At 68.5% G+C, this 17,231-nt stretch carries 19 protein-coding genes and 3 pseudogenes; 9 read left to right on the top strand and 13 right to left on the bottom strand.

The features are described 5' to 3' along the window. The 3 genes and pseudogenes from ACWIHY_RS38610 to ACWIHY_RS38600 all read right to left on the bottom strand — a co-directional run. Positions 1-452, bottom strand: a pseudogene (locus ACWIHY_RS38610) (CorA family divalent cation transporter); the annotation flags it as partial. Continuing rightward, a pseudogene (locus tag ACWIHY_RS38605) lies at positions 452-596 on the bottom strand (IS5 family transposase); the annotation flags it as partial. The pseudogenes ACWIHY_RS38610 and ACWIHY_RS38605, both read right to left, overlap by 1 nt. A gap of 214 nt (positions 597-810) precedes the next feature. Further along, a complete protein-coding gene (locus tag ACWIHY_RS38600; protein WP_454381326.1) occupies positions 811-1,824 on the bottom strand; it encodes a PIN domain-containing protein in 1,014 nt (337 codons plus the stop codon). A gap of 356 nt (positions 1,825-2,180) precedes the next feature. On the opposite strand from ACWIHY_RS38600, the gene ACWIHY_RS38595 reads away from it, so the two are divergent. Both ACWIHY_RS38595 and ACWIHY_RS38590 read left to right on the top strand, forming a co-directional pair. Continuing rightward, entirely contained in the window at positions 2,181-3,029 is an 849-nt protein-coding gene (locus ACWIHY_RS38595; protein ID WP_454381325.1) for an IS110 family transposase, read from the top strand. A 15-nt stretch (positions 3,030-3,044) separates the two neighbouring features. Beyond that, positions 3,045-3,143, top strand: coding sequence for a DUF6233 domain-containing protein (locus ACWIHY_RS38590; protein ID WP_454381328.1), 99 nt, complete (start codon positions 3,045-3,047; stop codon positions 3,141-3,143). A gap of 135 nt (positions 3,144-3,278) precedes the next feature. Here the strand turns inward: ACWIHY_RS38590 and ACWIHY_RS38585 are convergent, their stop codons facing one another. The 4 genes from ACWIHY_RS38585 to ACWIHY_RS38570 are packed head-to-tail and all read right to left on the bottom strand — an operon-like array spanning position 3,279 to position 5,892. Continuing rightward, the gene (locus ACWIHY_RS38585; RefSeq protein ID WP_454381329.1) at positions 3,279-3,509 is read right to left on the bottom strand and encodes a hypothetical protein; all 231 of its coding nucleotides are present in this window, start codon (positions 3,507-3,509) and stop codon (positions 3,279-3,281) included. Further along, positions 3,404-3,652 carry a DUF6207 family protein gene (locus ACWIHY_RS38580; RefSeq protein ID WP_454381327.1) on the bottom strand — a complete coding sequence of 83 codons (249 nt, stop codon included), beginning with the start codon at positions 3,650-3,652 and terminating at the stop codon, positions 3,404-3,406. Before ACWIHY_RS38580 ends, ACWIHY_RS38585 begins: the two co-directional genes overlap by 106 nt. Before the next feature lie 58 nt (positions 3,653-3,710). After that, complete coding sequence (locus ACWIHY_RS38575) at positions 3,711-4,829, bottom strand: fatty acid desaturase family protein (protein WP_454381324.1); 1,119 nt, start codon at positions 4,827-4,829, stop codon at positions 3,711-3,713. A 7-nt stretch (positions 4,830-4,836) separates the two neighbouring features. Beyond that, positions 4,837-5,892, bottom strand: a complete 1,056-nt coding sequence (locus ACWIHY_RS38570) for a ferredoxin reductase (RefSeq protein WP_454381323.1) — start codon at positions 5,890-5,892, stop codon at positions 4,837-4,839. Between the two features lie 87 nt (positions 5,893-5,979). On the opposite strand from ACWIHY_RS38570, the gene ACWIHY_RS38565 reads away from it, so the two are divergent. The 3 genes from ACWIHY_RS38565 (at position 5,980) to ACWIHY_RS38555 (ending at position 8,021) form a co-directional block, all read left to right on the top strand. Next, entirely contained in the window at positions 5,980-7,119 is a 1,140-nt protein-coding gene (locus tag ACWIHY_RS38565; RefSeq protein WP_454381322.1) for a PucR family transcriptional regulator, read from the top strand. A gap of 224 nt (positions 7,120-7,343) precedes the next feature. Next, positions 7,344-7,646, top strand: a complete 303-nt coding sequence (locus ACWIHY_RS38560) for a hypothetical protein (RefSeq protein WP_454381321.1) — start codon at positions 7,344-7,346, stop codon at positions 7,644-7,646. Positions 7,647-7,682: 36 nt separating this feature from the next. Next, positions 7,683-8,021 (top strand): thioredoxin family protein, encoded by a 339-nt coding sequence (locus tag ACWIHY_RS38555; protein ID WP_454381320.1) that lies wholly within the window; start codon positions 7,683-7,685, stop codon positions 8,019-8,021. Positions 8,022-8,117: 96 nt separating this feature from the next. Here the strand turns inward: ACWIHY_RS38555 and ACWIHY_RS38550 are convergent, their stop codons facing one another. Further along, positions 8,118-8,339: a hypothetical protein gene (locus ACWIHY_RS38550; RefSeq protein ID WP_454381319.1), complete on the bottom strand. Its 222-nt coding sequence runs from the start codon at positions 8,337-8,339 to the stop codon at positions 8,118-8,120. Between the two features lie 275 nt (positions 8,340-8,614). Between ACWIHY_RS38550 and ACWIHY_RS38545 the strand changes: the two are divergent. Then, positions 8,615-8,818 (top strand): annotated as a pseudogene (locus ACWIHY_RS38545) (hypothetical protein); the annotation flags it as partial. Positions 8,819-8,895: 77 nt separating this feature from the next. Here the strand turns inward: ACWIHY_RS38545 and ACWIHY_RS38540 are convergent. Both ACWIHY_RS38540 and ACWIHY_RS38535 read right to left on the bottom strand, forming a co-directional pair. Next, positions 8,896-9,150: a hypothetical protein gene (locus ACWIHY_RS38540; protein WP_454381318.1), complete on the bottom strand. Its 255-nt coding sequence runs from the start codon at positions 9,148-9,150 to the stop codon at positions 8,896-8,898. Between the two features lie 730 nt (positions 9,151-9,880). Beyond that, positions 9,881-10,606: a TetR/AcrR family transcriptional regulator gene (locus tag ACWIHY_RS38535; RefSeq protein ID WP_454381317.1), complete on the bottom strand. Its 726-nt coding sequence runs from the start codon at positions 10,604-10,606 to the stop codon at positions 9,881-9,883. Between the two features lie 133 nt (positions 10,607-10,739). Between ACWIHY_RS38535 and ACWIHY_RS38530 the strand changes: the two genes are divergently transcribed. Further along, positions 10,740-12,197 (top strand): serine hydrolase domain-containing protein, encoded by a 1,458-nt coding sequence (locus tag ACWIHY_RS38530; RefSeq protein ID WP_454381316.1) that lies wholly within the window; start codon positions 10,740-10,742, stop codon positions 12,195-12,197. Positions 12,198-12,576: 379 nt separating this feature from the next. Here the strand turns inward: ACWIHY_RS38530 and ACWIHY_RS38525 are convergent, their stop codons facing one another. Then, positions 12,577-13,122, bottom strand: a complete 546-nt coding sequence (locus tag ACWIHY_RS38525) for a thioredoxin family protein (RefSeq protein ID WP_454381315.1) — start codon at positions 13,120-13,122, stop codon at positions 12,577-12,579. Between the two features lie 603 nt (positions 13,123-13,725). Between ACWIHY_RS38525 and ACWIHY_RS38520 the strand changes: the two genes are divergently transcribed. Continuing rightward, a complete protein-coding gene (locus ACWIHY_RS38520; RefSeq protein WP_454381314.1) occupies positions 13,726-14,271 on the top strand; it encodes a hypothetical protein in 546 nt (181 codons plus the stop codon). Between the two features lie 399 nt (positions 14,272-14,670). Here ACWIHY_RS38520 and ACWIHY_RS38515 read toward each other — a convergent pair whose 3' ends face one another. Next, positions 14,671-15,531, bottom strand: coding sequence for an immunity 49 family protein (locus tag ACWIHY_RS38515; protein ID WP_454381313.1), 861 nt, complete (start codon positions 15,529-15,531; stop codon positions 14,671-14,673). Further along, a complete protein-coding gene (locus ACWIHY_RS38510; protein ID WP_454381312.1) occupies positions 15,509-16,147 on the bottom strand; it encodes a hypothetical protein in 639 nt (212 codons plus the stop codon). Before ACWIHY_RS38510 ends, ACWIHY_RS38515 begins: the two co-directional genes overlap by 23 nt. A 33-nt stretch (positions 16,148-16,180) precedes the next feature. On the opposite strand from ACWIHY_RS38510, the gene ACWIHY_RS38505 reads away from it, so the two are divergent. After that, positions 16,181-17,152, top strand: coding sequence for an IS630 family transposase (locus ACWIHY_RS38505; protein ID WP_454381311.1), 972 nt, complete (start codon positions 16,181-16,183; stop codon positions 17,150-17,152). The last annotated feature ends 79 nt before the right edge of the window (positions 17,153-17,231 follow it).

The following is a 17,231-nucleotide window of genomic DNA, read 5'->3' as shown; positions in this document are numbered from 1 at the left end:
GGGACGGTGCCCTCACTGAGGCGCTGCAAAGCTGACGCCAACGGCATGACGGCGCGCTTGAACTCCAGGAGTTCGCGCTTGAGCTGGTAGATGCGTCCGGCGTCGACGGGCCGGTCCGGGGAGAAGACCTCGCTCTCCAGGGTGTCGACATCACCGGCGAAGGCATCAGCCACCTCGAGGTAGCGGTCGACGACCATGTCCGCGACCGCGTGCAGGACGGCCGCGGGGCCGCAGCCCAGCTGCCGCGGGTCGTCCTGGAGCTGCTGGCGTACGCCGTCCAGTGACGGGGCGCTGCCGTGGCGGACAGTGATCGCGTAGCCGGGGCCGGCGAAGACCATGATCTCGCCGGTGTCGACGATCTCACTGGTCGCGGTGACCTTCTCGTGGTCGACGTAGACGATCGACTTCAGCACTAGGAACAGCATGTCGCCGTAGCGCTCCAGCTTGGGCCGCGGCGGTGGAGCATGAGCCAGCCGTAGGTCCGCTCGACCGCCCACCGCTTCGGGATCGGGGTGAAGCCCCCTGGTCCCAGGCCTGCGGGCGGTGATCTCCATGTCGATGCCTAGGGCGGCTGCGTGCTCGACGAGGTGCTGGCGGAGGCGCCGGTGACATTTCGCGTGACGCTGCGGTTCTCGCCGCCTCCGAGCCCGTCTGTTTCGGGGGTGTGGGAGAGCGGCGAGATCGCTGAGCACAAGTTTCGGTCGTGGGTGGGAACCCATGGCAGCCACCCCAGCGCCGTCATCGAACTTGCCGAGGAGACGGCGAGCGGCCGTCGGCCCGTGGTGACCTGGACGAGGGACGGTGGCGAGGTCAGGGTCCGGACTGGCCAAGGCGGCCCACCTGCCAGTGCCCCCGGCCCGTGACGTTCACGAACATCGCGTGGGCGGTCAGCACGTCCCGGACAGCCGCCATCCGCTCGGCGTGCCCGGCACCGGGGACAGCCTGGCCCAGGCGCTCCACGATCACCGTACGGGTCAGAGGCTCCCGGGACCCGACCAATGTCCGGGCGACCCGGTGCAGCAGCGTGTCGCTGGGCGTCCCCAGCTCCGCCTGCCGCCACCGGTCCTCACCGCGGGTGTGCCGCTCGGCGTGTGCGGCTATCCGCGTCGAGACGTGCTCCAGCATCACCGGCCACACCGGCTGCCGCTGCGAGGGGACTCGCGGGCGCTTCTGCTGCCGCCAATACAGTGCCCCGGCCACCGCCGTGCCCACCAGCGCTGCGGTCGCTAGCCGTTTCGGGCTGCTCTGCTGGATCATCCCTTTGATCAGGTGTTCCGTGATGTTCAGGAAGACGCTGGCCTGCCGTTCCAGGTCGATCATCTTGCCCTCCGTCACCCCCACGTCCCCCAGGGCCGAGCGCAGCTCCCGCCACTCCTTGACCGCGAGCCCGCTGTCGACCAGGTCCGCATCGGTCCCGATGATGACCACCGGGGCGATCACCCCGGCCAACAGCAGCATCGGCACATCGGAGGCATCCCGTCCGGCGAGAACCTCTGCCTCGGGGGTCATCGGCAGGCCGGCGGTGTCCACGACGTACAGGACAGGGGCGTACCGGGACTGCCACAGCTCCAGTGCCCGCCCCAGGTCGAACCGCCCGCCCTCGCGGTGCCGGTCGGCCAGCACCCGCGGCACCTCCTCCCACACGTGAACAGGGATCAGGCACCGCACCGTCCCTGCCCGCGCCCCGGCGACGAACGATGACGGGTCCCGCCGACGGGTGGCCGCGATGATGTCCGTGGTCAGTACAGAGGTGTCCAGCAGCGCACGGCGCAGCGGCCCGCGTTGGTACAGGGTGCGCCGTGCGGCCGGCGCCAACTCGTTCATCCGCGCATCGTAGTGCGGGCGTTGACCGGCCTGTGCGGAATTGCGGCACCGTACGCAAGCTGCACCGACCGCACCGGGAAGCGCTGGAGCCCTACCGCTAAGACCGGTTGGCACGCGCTCAACCTTCCCTACGTTGTTCTGCGGGACCGGGCGAGCCCTTCGTATGGTTGGCCCACCCAGGGACGTCGGGTGTGGCTTTCAACCTTCTGCCGCTTGTGGCTTGCATTGATTGGCCGCCCGACGCCCCACGACGACTCGGCTGCCAATTAGGAATTGCGAATGATCGCTCCGTAGGGAATCGACAGCGAGGTCGTCCGTCGGGAGGCACCAGCAACCCCACCGCACGGAGGCACCACATGGCCGCGATCTGGGCCGGCATCGACGCAGGCAAGACCCACCACCACTGCGTCGCGATCGACGAGAGCGGCCACCGGCTGCTGTCACGACGCGTCGCCAACGACGAGCCCGAACTCCTCGAACTCCTCACCGACGTCCTGGCCCTGGGCGACGAGGTGAACTGGGGAATCGACCTGGCCGACGGCGGAGCCGCCCTGGCCATCGGCATCCTCCTCAACCACGACCAGCCGGTGCACTACATCTCCGGCCGGGCCATCCACCGCGCCTCCGAGAGCTACCGCGGCGAAGGCAAGACCGACGCCAAAGACGCCGCCGTCATCGCCGACCAGGTCCGCATCCGCCGCGACCTGCACCCCTTGCACACGCTCGCGAAGGAGGTGATGGCCCTCAACGAGCAGGTCGCCGAGCTCGACAAGCTCATCGAGGCCCGGTTTCGCGACCACCAGCACTTCGAAGTGATCACCAGCATGCCCGGCCTCGGCATCATCCTCGGCGCCGAGTTCCTGGCCGCCACCGGCGGCGACATGGCCGTCTTCGGCACCCCCGACCGCCTCGCCGGCTTCGGCGGCGTCGCACCGGTCCCACACGACTCCGGCAAGATCAGCGGGAACCTGCGACGCCCGCAGCGATACAACCGACGGCTCCAGCGCGTGCTCTACACCTCCGCGCTGTTCAGCATCCGAAGGTCCGAGGAATCTCGCCGGTTCTACGACCGCAAACGCGCCGAGGGCAAGCGCCACACCCAAGCCGTCCTTGCCCTCGCCCGCCGCCGCGTCAACGTCCTCTGGGCCCTCCTCCGTGACGGACGGTGCTACGAGCTCACGCCACCGACCGCCCTCGCGGCTTGACAGACGGCATTAGGAATCGCTGCGAGGGGGCAAGAGGCGATCCGGTGGATCGGCGACGGCGTCGAGGCCTGTGCCCTTTGCCGCCCGGACTCGGAGCTGCGGATCTTCGAGTGAGCGCGGCCGCGCTTCTCGGCCGCGCCCGCGTCGGAACGCCCCGTCGAGACGGTTAGGCGCTGGTCCTGCGCCCCGTCGTCTTCTTCGCCGCCGACTTCTTGCCCGGCGGGTGCCGCCCGCCGCCGCGTTCGCGCGTCAGCGCCGCCGCCACCACCGGGAGCGCTGCTCGTCCCCCTCCGGTCCGGCTACCGACTGCCGGTGGGTCTGCTCCGGCACAGATGCGGCCGCGGATTCGAGGGCGGCCCGGTCCGGGGCCGGAGTCAACGGGAGCAGCGCCCGCTGAAGGTCGGCGATGTGTTCCATGCGCGCGACGAGCTTCGCCCCCGCCAGCTCCCGGGCATGCCGCTCCTGTACCGGCCCGACCACGGCAGGTCAGCACTACAACGCCTCGCCGGGGGCTGTGTGCTGAGCTTTTGGCGCACGTCCAGGCAGCGCAGCCGGACACTGAGCTGCCCCGGATCCCGTGTCGTAGGGTCTGATGTCGCGGCCGCCCACCGTCCGCAACGGATCTCACCGAAACCGGCGGTGCCGCCGGTACGGCCGAAAGATCTGAACCAATACCGGGAATCAGGCCGCGACGAGCTCCTGCTCGCGGTCCGGCGTCTTGACCTTGGGCTTCTTGTTCGGCAGCGAGAGCCGGAAGACCTTGCGCCACGCGGAGAACACCTGCTTGGGCAGCGGCCCGGTGACGTACTCCAGCTCATACTTTTCGAACAGCGCGCGCACCTTCACCGCGACCTCGGCGTACCGGTTGCTCGGCAGGTCCGGGAACAGGTGGTGCTCGATCTGGTGCGACAGGTTGCCGGTCATGAAGTGCATGGCCCTGCTGCCGCTGATGTTCGCCGAGCCCATCATCTGGCGCAGGTACCACTGGCCGCGCGTCTCGCCCTTGATCGACCGGCGCTCGAAGACCTGCACGCCCTCGGGGAAGTGCCCGCACATGATCACCGAGTGGGACCAGATGTTGCGGACCAGGTTCGCGGTGAACGTGGCGGCGAGCGTGGTGAGGAACGACGGGCCCGACAGCAGCGGGTGGATCACGTAGTCCTTGAGCACCTGCTTGCGGATCTTGCGGCCCACGGCCTTGGCCCGCGCGCGGAACTCCGGGTTCTTGCGGCGGCGCTTGTGCAGGTTCTTGCCGAGCTCCAGGTCGTACGCTGCGATGCCGTACTCGAAGAAGCAGGCGTTGATGAAGTTCCACAGCGGCTGGCCGAGGTGGAACGGGTGCCACTTCTGGTCCTCGTCGACGCGCATGATGCCGTAGCCGAGGTCGTTGTCCTTGCCGATCACGTTGGTGTACGTGTGGTGCAGCTCGTTGTGCGAGTGCTTCCACTGCTCGGACGGCGAGACGTGATCCCACTCCCAAGTGGTGGAGTGAATCTTCGGGTCTCGCATCCAGTCCCACTGGCCGTGCAGGACGTTGTGGCCGATCTCCATGTTGTCCATGATCTTCGCCACGGACAGACCGGCGGTGCCGAGCAGCCACGCGGGCGGAAAGATCGAGAACAGCAGCACGCCCCTGCTGACCAGCTCGAGCTTGCGCTGCGCCGAGATGACCTTACGGATGTAGGCGGCGTCTTTCTCGCCGCGGCCGGCGATCACCTCGTCGCGGATCGCGTCCAGCTCGCGGCCAAGCTCCTCGATCTGCTCCGCGCTCAGGTGGGCGGTGGGGTCGATGGCGGTCAAGGTGCTCCTACCGTTCGATGTCGCAGGGGCCCGCCGCGGCGGACACGCAGGTCTGGATGAGGACGCCCGGCTCGGCCTCGGTGATCTCGCCGGTGCGCAGGTCGCGGACGGCGCCCGCCTTGAGCGGCGTGACGCAGCCGAAGCAGATGCCCATGCGGCACCCGGAGGGCATGAGCACGCCGGCCTCTTCGCCGATGTCCAGCAACGGCGTGGCGCCGTTCGCGTCGACGGTCTTGCCGGTGGCGCTGAACGTGACCTCGCCGCCGTCGCCGGCGACGACGACGCTGGGGCGGAAGCGTTCGGTGTGCAGGCGCTCTTGTGCGCCGTGCTCGGTCCAGTGCTCTTCGGCGGCGTCGAGCAGGCCCGCGGGCCCGCAAGCCCAGGTCTCGCGCTCGGCCCAGTCGGGCACGAGTTCGTCGAGACGGGCGATGTCGAGCATGCCGTCTGTGTCGGTGTGCACCTCGGTGAGCCGCAGCTTCTTGTCCGCGACCAGCTCGTGCAGTTCGTTGCGGAAGATCACGTCTTGCGGCTGTGGCGCGCAGTGGACCATGACGACATCGTCGAACTCGATGTCGCGCAGCATGCCCATCACGGGCGTGATGCCGCTGCCGGCCGTCAGGTAGAGCACCTTGGCGGGCTTGGCCTGCGGCAGCACGAAGTCACCGGCCGGCTGGTCGAGCTGGATCAGCGTGCCCGGTTTCGCCCTGAAGACAAGGTGGTTGCTGACCTTGCCGTCCAAGATCGCCTTCACGGTGATCGTGACGCGGCCGTCCTGGCGGTTTGTCGGCGAGGTGAGGGAGTAGGCACGCCACAGGCGCACCCCGTCGACGTCGACCCCGATCCGCACGTACTGACCGGCTGTGTGGCTGCGCCAGCCCCGTCCCGGCCTGATCACGATAGTCGCGGCGTCACCCGTCTCGGGGTGCACGGCCTCGATGCGCCCACACAGGTCAGCACCCGCACGCAGCGGGCTGACCAGGTCGAGGTAGTCCGACGGCAGCAGCGGCGTCGTGACCATCTCCAGCAGTTTCCACGCCCTGCTGCGGAGGGCTGCACTCGTCATGACTCCAGCTTGCTGCGCCTCAAGGCGTAAAGTCCTGACCGCAGGACGTAAATCTGGCTGGCTGAATTGTTCGCAGGGAATAGAAACGTGAGCCATGCAATCCGGAGGGCCAGCGAACTGGCCCTGGATGAGACGACGGTCACCGCACTTCGGGCCGCGCTGAAGACCACCGCCGACGAGGTCGTCCAGGCGATCATCGACGAGGTCCCTCCCTACGCCAACGCCCTTTCGGGCCACATGGGCGCCACCATCCGCCGAGCCGTCCGCACCGCCCTGGGGCACTACCTGGACCTCGCGAGCGGGAACGCCACAGGCGGCGACGCCGGTGACGCAGCCTACGAGCTGGGCCGCGGCGAGGTGCGCGACGGCCGTTCGATGGACGCCCTACTCAGCGCCTACCGCGTCGGCGCCCGCGTGGCCTGGCGATGCCTGGCAGCGGGTGCCGTACCCGCAGGTCTGCCCGCCGCCGGGGTCGCCAAGTTCGCCGAGCTGACCTTCGCCTACATCGACGAGCTCTCCGCCGCGAGCGCCGCGGGCCACGCCGACGAACTGGCCGCCCGGGGCAGGGACCAGGAGCGCCACCTGGAACACCTGGCTCGCGACCTTCTCGCCGGCGCGAGCCCGGACGTGCTGCTGGCCTCTGTTCAACGGGCCGGGTGGCAGCCTCCGGGTTCGCTGACCGCGGTCCTGCTGCCCGCCGCCCAGGCCCGGCCTGTCTACCGCGCGCTCGACCCGAGCACCCTCGTCCTCGACGATCTGCCGGACGCCACCGGTGTGCTGCTCGTTCCCGATGCCGACCGATCACATCTCTTGCGGCAGCTGACCGACCGCACCGCAGTGGTCGGCCCGGCCCGGCCATGGACTCGTGCGTCCGCCTCGTACGCACGAGCCGTACGCGCGCGCTCCCTCTCCTCGGATATTCGCGACACCGAGGACCACCTGCCCGAGCTGGTGCTGAGCGCCGACGTGGACGCGTTCGCAGACCTGCGTGCCCGAGCCCTCGCGCCGTTGCGGACCTTGCCTGTCGCGACGGCACGGCGGCTGGAGGAGACGTTGCGGGCGTGGCTGCTGCACCAGGGCAGGCGGGACGAGGTGGCGGCGGCGTTGTTCGTCCATCCCCAGACAGTCCGCTACCGGATGTCGCAGCTGCGGGAGCTGTTTCCGGATCTCGCATCGCCACACCGGGTCCTTGAACTGACGCTGGCGGTCGGTCTTCGGGTTAGCTGACGCGTACTTCGACCGTCCACGACTGCGTCCGCGAGCGGTCCAAGAATCGTGCCTCGTTCTCGGTGCCATTCAGCTGGCTCATGCGGCCCCGGGGAAGAGCGGTATTAGCCAGCTGAGACCGGGGGTTGACGTGAAGATTAGACAAGGCCTCGGGAAGCCCGTCGGGGTTTCGCTGTCTCTGAGAAGCGCGGTAGCGGATACGGCTCGACTGGATCCGGTGGACGATGCGCACCGGCCCGCTCATCGACGCGCTCATCGAGCAGCTGATCGGTGATCTGGTCGGCTATGCCTTGGAAAACGGCTTTCATGTCGTCGTGGAGGGCGCTGTCCTGGCACGAGCTGACGCACGGGCGCGCGGCGGGCTGCAGCTGGGCGACCGGCGGCGCGGCCAGGCCGGGTCACCAGGGGCGGGGGCCGGGCCGCTCGCGCCGGGGACCACCGTGGTTCTGCGACGGCCCCGTGCCTCCCTTCCGACAGGTCAACCGGACGACCGACCGGGCCGGCCTGACACACCGCGCGAGGGATGATGGGGATGGAATAACGGACGTGAGGTCAGGAGCACAATGGCGAAGCGGGTTCACCGACCCCGTGAGGACACGGAGTTCAATTTCATCCTCGGGATGAGCGAAGTTCCGGTCCTCGCATACTTCACCGGGACATGGCCCAAGGCAATCGAGCCCTGCCGGGTGATGGACCTCGTCGTGGGTGGAATCGCCGACGACTACACGGGCCGCCTGACGGTCGTCCGCGCCGACATCACGCGTTGTCCGGCCGCAACCGAGCGATACGGGATCACCGGAGCCCCGTCCTACGTCCTGCTGAAGAGGGGAGAGGCGGTGGCGCACGGCACGGGACCTATGACCATCGCCGAGGTACGGAAGTTCCTGGACGGCAACCTCTGAGCGGCCGCTGCGGCACGTGGCCGCGACGCCCGTCACGTCTCGTCTATGGGAGCGGCGCCGCCTGAGACACCTCGGGGGCTGAGACACCCCCACAGGTCACATAACGCCGTCCAGCCCGGTGTCCGACGGCAGCTGCGCAAGGGCAGCCGCCCGGCTCTCGGGAAACGATGCCGTCATGTCTGTTCCCTGCCGGGAGCGCAGCAGCACCCGCTCGTCCGCGTGGACGGCAAGCTGGGCGCGGTATTCAGCGGATGCAGAGTCGAATGCGACGAAGTTCTCGGCCCAGCCGCATGCGCGGGTGCTCTTCAGCTTGCGCAAGCGTCCGGGGTTGCGCAGGTCGAATGGGAGCAACTGCCAGCCGCTGCCCCTGGTTCCGGGCATCGTGAACTGCCTGAGCAGGACCTGGGAGATGAGGTGCTGCCGCGATGTCTGCTGTGCCGTTGCAACACGCCGAAGTCTGCCAAGCGCCCCTCTTCAGCCGCTAAGGGTTCCCGGACCACAGCCCGACGTTGCCACCGGCCAGCACAGCCTCACTCCCCGACGCCCCCGGGCTGACTCGCCCAGCGAACCGGCCCGGGGGCACGCTGGAAGGCGTGACCAGCGCGCCGATCGTCGTGCACCGACCCTCGCTCTCGGGCGGCCGGAGAGTCACCGTGCACAGCAGCGGCCGGGACGAGATCCTCGGCACCGCCCACAGCGACCACGACCTGGTCGTGTTCCTCGAGGGTGTCGGCGTCGCCAAACCCGAGGCCATCTTGGACGACCTCCAGTGGGTGGAGTGGCGCGGCGGCCCCGCCCCACAAGTTCAGCGACGCCTGACGTCCGAGAGGCGGTGGGGCCGGGCGCAGCGGGTGCACCCGGCGTCCGCCGCCGGTCAGCCGATCAGCTTGTGCAGCACGGGAACGCTGCCTGCAGCGGTCACCGGGCCCGTCGCCACGGCCGCGGGCACGGACTTGTCGTGGAGGAACATGAGGCCACCCATGACGAGGCCGATGATGACGGCCGCCAGGAACACCACGGCGGCGTGCACCGACAGCAGCGGGGCCTCTGACGGCAGCCCTGCGTTGGGCGGGCCGGGCGGTTCGGGTCGGGCGGGTACGGGGGAGTGCGGGTGCGGGTCCCGAGCCATCGGGAGTCTCCTACGAGGCGGAGGAACAGAGACGGCGGACACCTGTGGTGGTGTCGTCCGCGTGGGGGTGGCGCGCGCCTCGCGGTCGGCGGTCCTGCTGCTCTCTGCCTGAGAGCGTCCCTGCGGGGCTTCTGCCCGAGCCCAGGGTGGCGTGTTCAGCGTAGCGGCGATCGGCGCGTCCGTTGCCCTGGGTGTCTGGTGGGTGGCTCTCCCGCTTCCGCCCCGGGCAAGCCCCCTGACAGCTGGGTAAGCCCCCTGTAGATGGCAGCTGTTGTTGAGTTCAAGCCGACGGAGTACGGGAGCCGCCCTCGGGGTGGCTGAGGAGGGGACCTGGGCCAGCGGCTCGGCGGCCTGGGACGGCGGGGGAGAGGTAGCCGCGTTCGCGGCCTGCTTTGATCCAGTCCTTGATGATCGGCTCCGGGCGGCCGAACAGGTCAGCCAGGCGCCGAGTGAGGCCGGGGCTGAGGCCTCCTCTGGACCAGCGCCGATGAGATGGCGTTGTGGGCAGAGGTGAAGCCGGCCCGCTTTTGAGTCTCTTCTGTCACGGATGGCCGGCTCGGTCTGCAAATTGCCTGCTCCGCGGGACTGCAGCTGTGAAGCCCCCGAGTCCACCTCACTCGGTGGGTCGAGCGGGTGGTTTTGTACGTGTCAGCGGGAGGCATTTATCGGTGACTTCGGGCAGCGGTTTCCAGGGTGATGGCTGCCGAATGTCGGTGAGATTTGCCGTCGCTCAGGCGTCGAGCCGGGCCGTCAGGCCATCGAGGACCCGGTCGAGCCCGTACGTGAAGTCGTCGTCGCGGATCTGCTGCGGGTGCAGGTCCTGCCGGGCGGAGCTTCCCTCCCGCAGCCGCGGGTGTTGCTGTGCGGCCTCGTCGAAGGCCGGGCGCAGGCCCGCCACCCACTCCTGCTCGGTTCTGCCGCTGCGAGCGATCAGTGAGAGGTATGCGGCCTCGGAGGTCGCAATCCCGACAACGTATGCCGTGAGCGTCCCCATGGCCCGGTCCTTCTCGTCTGGGGGGAAGCCCGCGGCCTCGAACTGCGCGAGCAGCCCCGCCGCCATCCGCATGGCGTTCGGGCCGATGTGGATGAGGCCGACCTGGCCCAGCTCGGGGGCGATCCAGGGGTGGCGCAGGGTCATCGCCCGCAGATCGGTGGCGGTGCGGGTGACTGCCGCGCGCCACTGGGTGCGGTCGGCGGCGGCCTGTACCTGAAGCTCTCCGTAGACGTCGTCCACGACCAGCTCGATCAGCTCGTCTTTGTTGGCCACGTGCCGGTAGAGGGAGGTGGCCGCGGCGTCCAAGCGGGTGCCGAGCTTGCGCATGCTGAGCGCCTCGATGCCCTCCGCATCCAGCAGCTCGATCGCCGCGGCGACGATCTGCTCGCGGGTCAGCTGCTCCCGCTGTGGGCGGCGCGGACGGGTCCACACCGATGCGGTCGGCTTCTTGTCGGCTGGCATACGCCCCTCGTCTCTGCTTGTCCGGCTTCCTCCTCCGGACTCTAGCGCACACTGTACGCACCTTGCGTACATCGTTCTACGTGCGTACGGTGTTCGCACTGGAGAACGCCGTACGCATCGAGTGGGGGCCGACATGTCGAAGAATGCCGTGAACTGGAACAAGCAGGGCAGCTGGAACGTCAACGGCGAGTGGGGGAGCCGGAATTCGGCGGGCCGGAAGCTGGACCTCGCCCACTGGCAGGCCCGCCTCGACACGTTGCGCGCTGAGCACCACGTCCCGGCTGCGTCGCTGGCAATCCTCGTCGACGGGACCGTCCACGAGCTGGCCAGTGGCGTGCTCCACCGAGGCACGGGCGTGGAGGCGACGACCGACTCCGTCTTCCAGATGGGCTCGATCGCCAAGATCTACACGGCCACCCTGATCATGCGGCTCGCCGAATCAGGTGAACTGGACCTGGACGCACCGGTCGTCGACGTGCTGCCGGAGTTCTCTGTCGCCGACCCCGACGCGACCAGGGCGATCACCACGCGCCGACTGCTCAGCCACACCAGCGGCCTCACCTGCGATTTCACCCACGACAGCGGGCGCGGCGACGACTGCCTCGCCAAGTACGTCGAGGCCGCGAAGGACGTGGCGCTCGACTGCCCGCCCGGCACCGCGCTCTCCTACAGCAGCGTCGGGTACAACGTGCTCGGCCGGGTCATCGAGGTCGTGACCGGCAAGGTCTGGGACGAGGCCCTCAAGGACCTGCTCCTCACACCGCTCGGCGTCTCACACACCATGACGCTTCCCGAGGAGGCGCTGCGGTTCCGTGCGGCAATGGGACACCTGGGCGAGGCGGGACAAGATCCGGACCCGGCGCCCGCCTGGGACCTGATGCCGCGCTCGGCGGGACCGTACGGCAGAGTCATCGCCACGGCCGGAGACGTCGCGCGGCTCGCCGGGATGCACCTCAACGGCGGCGTGGCGCAGGACGGCACGCGCGTGCTGTCCAAGGAAACCGTCGCGCTGATGCAGCGGCGCGTGGTCGACTCCCCCGACAAGTGGACGGTCAGCGCGGACGGCTGGGGGCTGGGCTGGACCCTGTACGACTGGGACGGCGTCCACGGCTACGGCCACGACGGCGCCTCCATCGGGCAGTACGGCTACCTGCGCGTCGTGCCCTCGGCAGGCGTCGCGGTTGCGCTGCTCACCAACGGCGGCGGGGCGCGCGAGCTGTACGCGGCGCTCTACCGGGAACTCCTCGCCGAGCTGGCCGGGGTGACGATGCCGGAGCCCTTCGCCCCGCCGGCCGAGCCGCCCGTGGTCGACCTCGCGCCTCTCGTCGGCACGTACCGGCGCGAGGGCGTGGTCATCACCGTGACTGAACGAAACGGCGCCGGACACGCGGTGTACGAGTTCGTCGACGGCATGAAGAACTTCTCCGAGCCCTTGGAGATCGATTTGGTGCCGGTCACCGGGACGGTCTTCGCCGGCACGGGAGTGGGCGCGGCATTCAGCGAGGACTACATGCCCGTGGTCTTCTCCACGCTGGAGGACGGCACGGGCTGCGTCTACATCGGCATGCGCTGCGGTCCTAAGACCGCGTAATACAGCTGCGCCGCGCGGAGCCCGGGTTTCGTCCCCGGCTCCGGCCAGGACGAATCCAACTCCTTCCACCGTTCGCCAGGTCACGCTGTGCGTGCGCTCAAGCTCCCGCATTGACATGCCGCCACGATGATCACACCGGATCGCCGTACACCTCGGCCATCGACATCTGCGGCATGAGCAGCACCTTCCACCCGAGCATCCCGGTGCTGTCCTGGCAAAGAGCCCTCGTGCCTCCCAAACTCATCAACATCACCCGACCGTGGATCCGGGTGCCTCCCAAACCCATCGACAAGTGACGTCACCACTACTGCTCGATAAAGCCAAGGGGGTGTTCCCATGGTGACGATGTCCCTGGGCGTCTCCTCGAAGAGAGCGGTGATCACTGTCGCCACTTGATGGAGCAGCCCATGCTCGGTCGGTGGGGTTCGGGGACCGGCTGACCGGCCAGGATGTGAGTGATCGCGGCGTCCAGCAGTTCACCGGTGACCGGCTTGCCGCTTCCCGGTGTGGACTTGTCCATCGCTCCCCGGTAGGCCAACCGGCGCTGGGCGTCGTAGAGGAAGAAGTCCGGCGTGCAGGCGGCCTGGTAAGCCCGGGCGACGGTCTGGTCGGCATCTACCAGGTACGGGAAGGTCCAGCCGGCCCGCCCGGCCTGCTCGGCCAGGCGTTCGGGCCGGTCGTCCGGATAGGCGTCGGCGTCATTGGTGCAGACGCCCACCACTGCCAGGTTCGGGTACCGGGCGAGCAGCCTGCCGAGCCCGGCCTCGACATGGCGCACGTAGGGGCAGTGGTTGCACAAAAATGCGACCAACAGCCCAGGAGCGGTGGCAAAGTCGTCACGGCGGACAGTCCGGCCGGCCAGATCGGGAAGCGCGAAGCCCGGCGCGGGCGTACCCAGGGGAATCATCTGTGACAAGACAGCCATACTGCCATGCTGCGAACTTCGCACCGCGTATCCGAGTCGGCTCACCCTGGACCCGCGCAACTCGCCAGGGATCGGCCCGGCGCTGACCGCGGGCCGGCGCCTGCCGCGGCACGTGGAACAGGGGAACTCGGTGACCACCCATCCGAGCACAGGCACACCGGCGCGGGCTTCCTTCCCGCGCCGCTACGCTCCGCATCCCGGGGGGAACCTCAGACCTGAGTAGCGGTCCGGTCCAGGGCGAACCAGTCAAGGGCAGCCTCAAGCAACGGGTCGATGAGGTCGGGCCGTTCTCCCGGCGGGCCTGGGCGAGCAGCCAAGCTGCGGCGGCCGCCGCTAATGCCTTCCCAGGCCCCTGCTGAGCAGAGACTGGGCCGGCAGATGGGAACCGGCTCCCCTGCCGTTGGCAGGACGGCTGAGGGCGGCTCAAGCGCCGCCCCTGGCCTCCCTAACTCGCTTTGCGCTGTGAGTAGTCACGCGGCAGGCATGGGATGAGGGGGCCTTGAAGCGTGATGGTGAACCCATGGGCCCGCATCAGCTGGCGATGTTGAGGGCTCGCCGTGCCGCAAGCAGGAAATCCTGTTCAGCTGGCCACAGCTCTTCCTCGTGGAAGACTTTCGGGGCCGGTGCAGCGCGGACACGCTGGCGCGTGCCGCATCTCGGCTGCTGCGGCGTGACCCCGCGATCCGCTACCGGTATCACCGCCTGCGGCCAGGCCTGGCCGCTGCCCAGAACCCCGTCGACGAGTCCGCTGCAGGCCGCGCCGCCGCGCGCTGTCTCCTTGCGGGCACGTCCGTGACCACCTGGGCGACGGCCAGGAAGTACGCACACACCCCTCCGGAGCTGCTGCCGGTTGTGTTCGCAGAGTTCCACCGCGTGCTGGCTCCAGGCGGCCATCTGCTGATTGCCTTCAAGGCCGGCGACAGGCTCCGGCACCTGGAGAATGCATACGGGCACGAGCTGTCCCTCGACGTCTACTGGGTCTCTCCCGACCGCATCGCAGAGCTGCTGAGCCAGACAGGGCTGACGGTGGACGCCCGGCTGATCCGCGAGCCAAATGAGCAGGAGAAACCCCGGCAAGGTCAGCAGGCGTACCTCCTGGCCCGAAAACCGGTGAAGCCGGGAACAAGGGCTGCCGACACCATCACGTAACACGGCCCAGTAGTGCGTCGGGGGTAGAAACCCGCGGCGCGTTCTGGAGGTTCATCGACGGTGGCGGGCGGCGGGGTCACGCTCGGCGACGTGCGGGGCGACCGCGTCGACGCCAGGGCGCGCCGGACGGCGGCCTGTTCGGCCTCGGACAGGACCTGGTGCTCACCCACGCGACGGCCTCGTGGACGGGACAGCAGTGCGTCCCGGCCGCCGGCCGTTGTCCACAGCCCTGGCCGACACCTTGAACAGGGCGGCAACCTCTACCCGGTCCCGGCCCTCCACCAGCGCGGACACTGCCAGCAACCGCACGGCCTCCTGCGCGTCCGGCGACCAAGCCCGCGCATCCCCCACCAGATCACTCACACACCGTCAACGAGCCTGAAACCAAAGCGTTTCGGATCAATATGTGGGGAACTCGTTGACCCAGCCGCCGTCGAGGAGGTACTTGGGCAGGTACTCGGATTCGACGGTGATGTTGAAGCCCTTGTCGCGGGCGAGGCATGAGACGGCGAGCGGGCCCAGGGCAGTGAGGCCTTCGGCGTCCAGAGCGCGATCCTCGTCGCGGGTCCAGTAGTCCTTGTGCCATTCGAGGGCGTTGGCGAGCTCGCGGTTGAAGCTTTCCTCGTCGCCGCGGGCCAACTGGGTCAGAAGGTTCATGGGTGGATACATGATCTTGAGGACGCTGTCGCGCGGCGCGTGCCGCAACACATCGGGGTCCGTGCCCTCTACCGCGGCCACGAGCTTGTCTCCGAACTCCGGGCTGTTGAGCCAGTACGCCTGGAGGGCTTCCACCCAGTCGTAGATGTACGCGTCGAAGGTGGCGCCGGACTCTCGCAGCAGGGCGACCGGGAACTGACACAGCTCGGTCATGCGCGTCGCCTCACGGCAGACGGCGGCCAGCCAGAAGGCGGTCAGCCAGTTCCCCGCGTGGGCCCGGGACAGTGCGCCTGCGCGGATCGTGCGCATCTCGTGGCCGATGCGGCATTCGATGGTGTCGGCGGTGGCGCGGGCCGAGGTAAACAGGGCGGACCCGACCTGCATCGCGGTGACGCAGGCCTCCCAGGTCTCCACCTTGTCCTCCTCGGCGTCCACCGAGCAGCGCAGGTTCAACAGCTGCACGGCCCCTGCCAGCGCATTCGAGAACCAGGACGGACTCTTCTTGAGGAAACCGACCTTCTGCCAGAATCCGCTGTTCGCAATTTCCAGCTGGAGCTCTACGTGGCTTGTGGAGCGCGCGTCATGCCTCGGAATCCTGGTCATTGTTTCGTTCTCTGTCTTTCTCTGCTTGCGGCCGGGTGTCGAACTGCTTCATCTCGTAGCCGTTGTGGTTGCCCTCCTTGTCGGCGTTGCCCTTGACGAGTATGTACTTGACCCGGCACGGGTCGTCCTCGAGAGCGTCGGCGAGAGCGTGTGCCAGCTTTGCCTCTTCCACAGCGGCCAGCTTCTCCGCTTCGCTCTTCTTGGGGTCGGCGAGGATCCTCTGCGACCGCTGCTCCATCTCGTGCAGGATCGTCTCGAAGTACTCGCGCGTACCCTGACGGTCATTGGGCACACCAGGACGTGGATCGTCCTGAACGTCCTGGCCGTCGTTCTGCTCGCCATCGGTCTGATCCGGTTCGGGGCTGTTGGGCGACGAGTCCGGGTCGGAGCCTTCCGGCGGCAGGCCGCGTCGCTGGCCGAGCTCGGCCTCCAGAGATCCCTTGGCCTCCACGACGACGAACTTGGGCGGATCGCTGTCCGGGATCGTCCAGATCTGGTCGAACCGGTTGTTACCCGTGGCCCGGTCGTCGATGCGGGCGGAGTACTCCCTGAAGTGCTCGGGCATCGCGTGGAACTCGGCCACCTGCTCGCCGTAGTCCTCACTGGCCCGCGTCATCTTCCCGTGCAGGTCAATGGGCTGGTGTGACCCGTGCTCGGGGGACTCACCCTGGTCGTGGGCGGCAGTCCGCAGAGAAGATCGTTCGTCAGGAGCCGCTCTCGTACCGAGACGGTGCGCAAGTGGCGCTCCCGGTTCGCGGGCCGGAGACTGGCGGGTCTGGCGGATGCGCCGCGGCCGGGTCGGCGCAAGCCGGAGCTGGTGCTGTCCGTCGAGGAGTGTGCAGAGCTGACCCGCTGGGCGCGACGGGCGAAGACCGCGCAGTACCTGGCGCTGCGCGCGAAGATCGTGCTGCGGTGCGCGGAAGGCGGGACGAACAAGGAGATCGCTGCCGAACTCGGTGTCGCCCATGGGACGGTCAACCGATGGCGGTCGAGGTTCATCCGCTTCCGGCTGGACGGGCTGACCGATGAGCCGCGTCCCGGCCGGCCGCCCTCGATCCTCCTCGACCAGGTCGAAGACGTGCTCACCTCGACCTTGGAATCCAACCCGGGCAAGGACACGCACTGGTCGCGGGCCTCGATGGCCAAGCACTCCGGCCTGTCGAAATCGACAGTCGGGCGGATCTGGAAGAAGTTCGACCTCAAGCCGCACCTCCAGGACGCGTTTAAGCTCTCCACCGACCCGCAGTTCGTCGCCAAGGTCGTCGACGTTGTCGGCCTGTACCACCACCCGCCCGAGAAGGCCGTCGTGCTGTGCGTGGATGAGAAGAGCCAGATACAGGCGCTGGACCGCTCCCAGCCGGTGCTGCCGATGATGCCCGGCATGCCCGAGCGGCGCACCCACGACTACTACCGGCACGGCATCACCAGCCTGTTCGCCGCCTTCAACATCGCTGATGGCACCGTCATATCGGCACTGCACCGTCGCCACCGGGCGATCGAGTTCAAGAAGTTCCTGATCCGCATCGACAAGGCGGTGCCCGCTGGCCTCGACGTGCATTTGGTCTGCGACAACTGTGAGACTCATGGCGTGCCGTCGGGGGCCGGGGGGCTTCACCCTTGATCGTGGACACCGGTTGTTATGCGGCGGTGGCCAGCGTAGTTGATCGCTGTTCGTAGGTGATCGGGCTGATCTGGCCGAG

The organism is Streptomyces sp. NPDC055287 (genome assembly GCF_053646035.1).
The sequence above is the reverse complement of the archived record's forward strand: the minus strand, read 5'-3'. Positions and strand labels throughout refer to the sequence as shown.

Coding starts and splice junctions, on each gene's coding strand:
- ACWIHY_RS38600 (WP_454381326.1), bottom strand. CDS start 1,824: ATGAACGAGTTGGCGCCGGCCGCACGGCGCACCCTGTACCAACGCGGG.
- ACWIHY_RS38595 (WP_454381325.1), top strand. CDS start 2,181: ATGGCCGCGATCTGGGCCGGCATCGACGCAGGCAAGACCCACCACCAC.
- ACWIHY_RS38570 (WP_454381323.1), bottom strand. CDS start 5,892: ATGACGAGTGCAGCCCTCCGCAGCAGGGCGTGGAAACTGCTGGAGATG.
- ACWIHY_RS38560 (WP_454381321.1), top strand. CDS start 7,344: ATGCGCACCGGCCCGCTCATCGACGCGCTCATCGAGCAGCTGATCGGT.
- ACWIHY_RS38555 (WP_454381320.1), top strand. CDS start 7,683: ATGGCGAAGCGGGTTCACCGACCCCGTGAGGACACGGAGTTCAATTTC.
- ACWIHY_RS38540 (WP_454381318.1), bottom strand. CDS start 9,150: ATGGCTCGGGACCCGCACCCGCACTCCCCCGTACCCGCCCGACCCGAA.
- ACWIHY_RS38535 (WP_454381317.1), bottom strand. CDS start 10,606: ATGCCAGCCGACAAGAAGCCGACCGCATCGGTGTGGACCCGTCCGCGC.
- ACWIHY_RS38530 (WP_454381316.1), top strand. CDS start 10,740: ATGTCGAAGAATGCCGTGAACTGGAACAAGCAGGGCAGCTGGAACGTC.
- ACWIHY_RS38525 (WP_454381315.1), bottom strand. CDS start 13,122: ATGGCTGTCTTGTCACAGATGATTCCCCTGGGTACGCCCGCGCCGGGC.
- ACWIHY_RS38515 (WP_454381313.1), bottom strand. CDS start 15,531: ATGACCAGGATTCCGAGGCATGACGCGCGCTCCACAAGCCACGTAGAG.
- ACWIHY_RS38510 (WP_454381312.1), bottom strand. CDS start 16,147: ATGACGCGGGCCAGTGAGGACTACGGCGAGCAGGTGGCCGAGTTCCAC.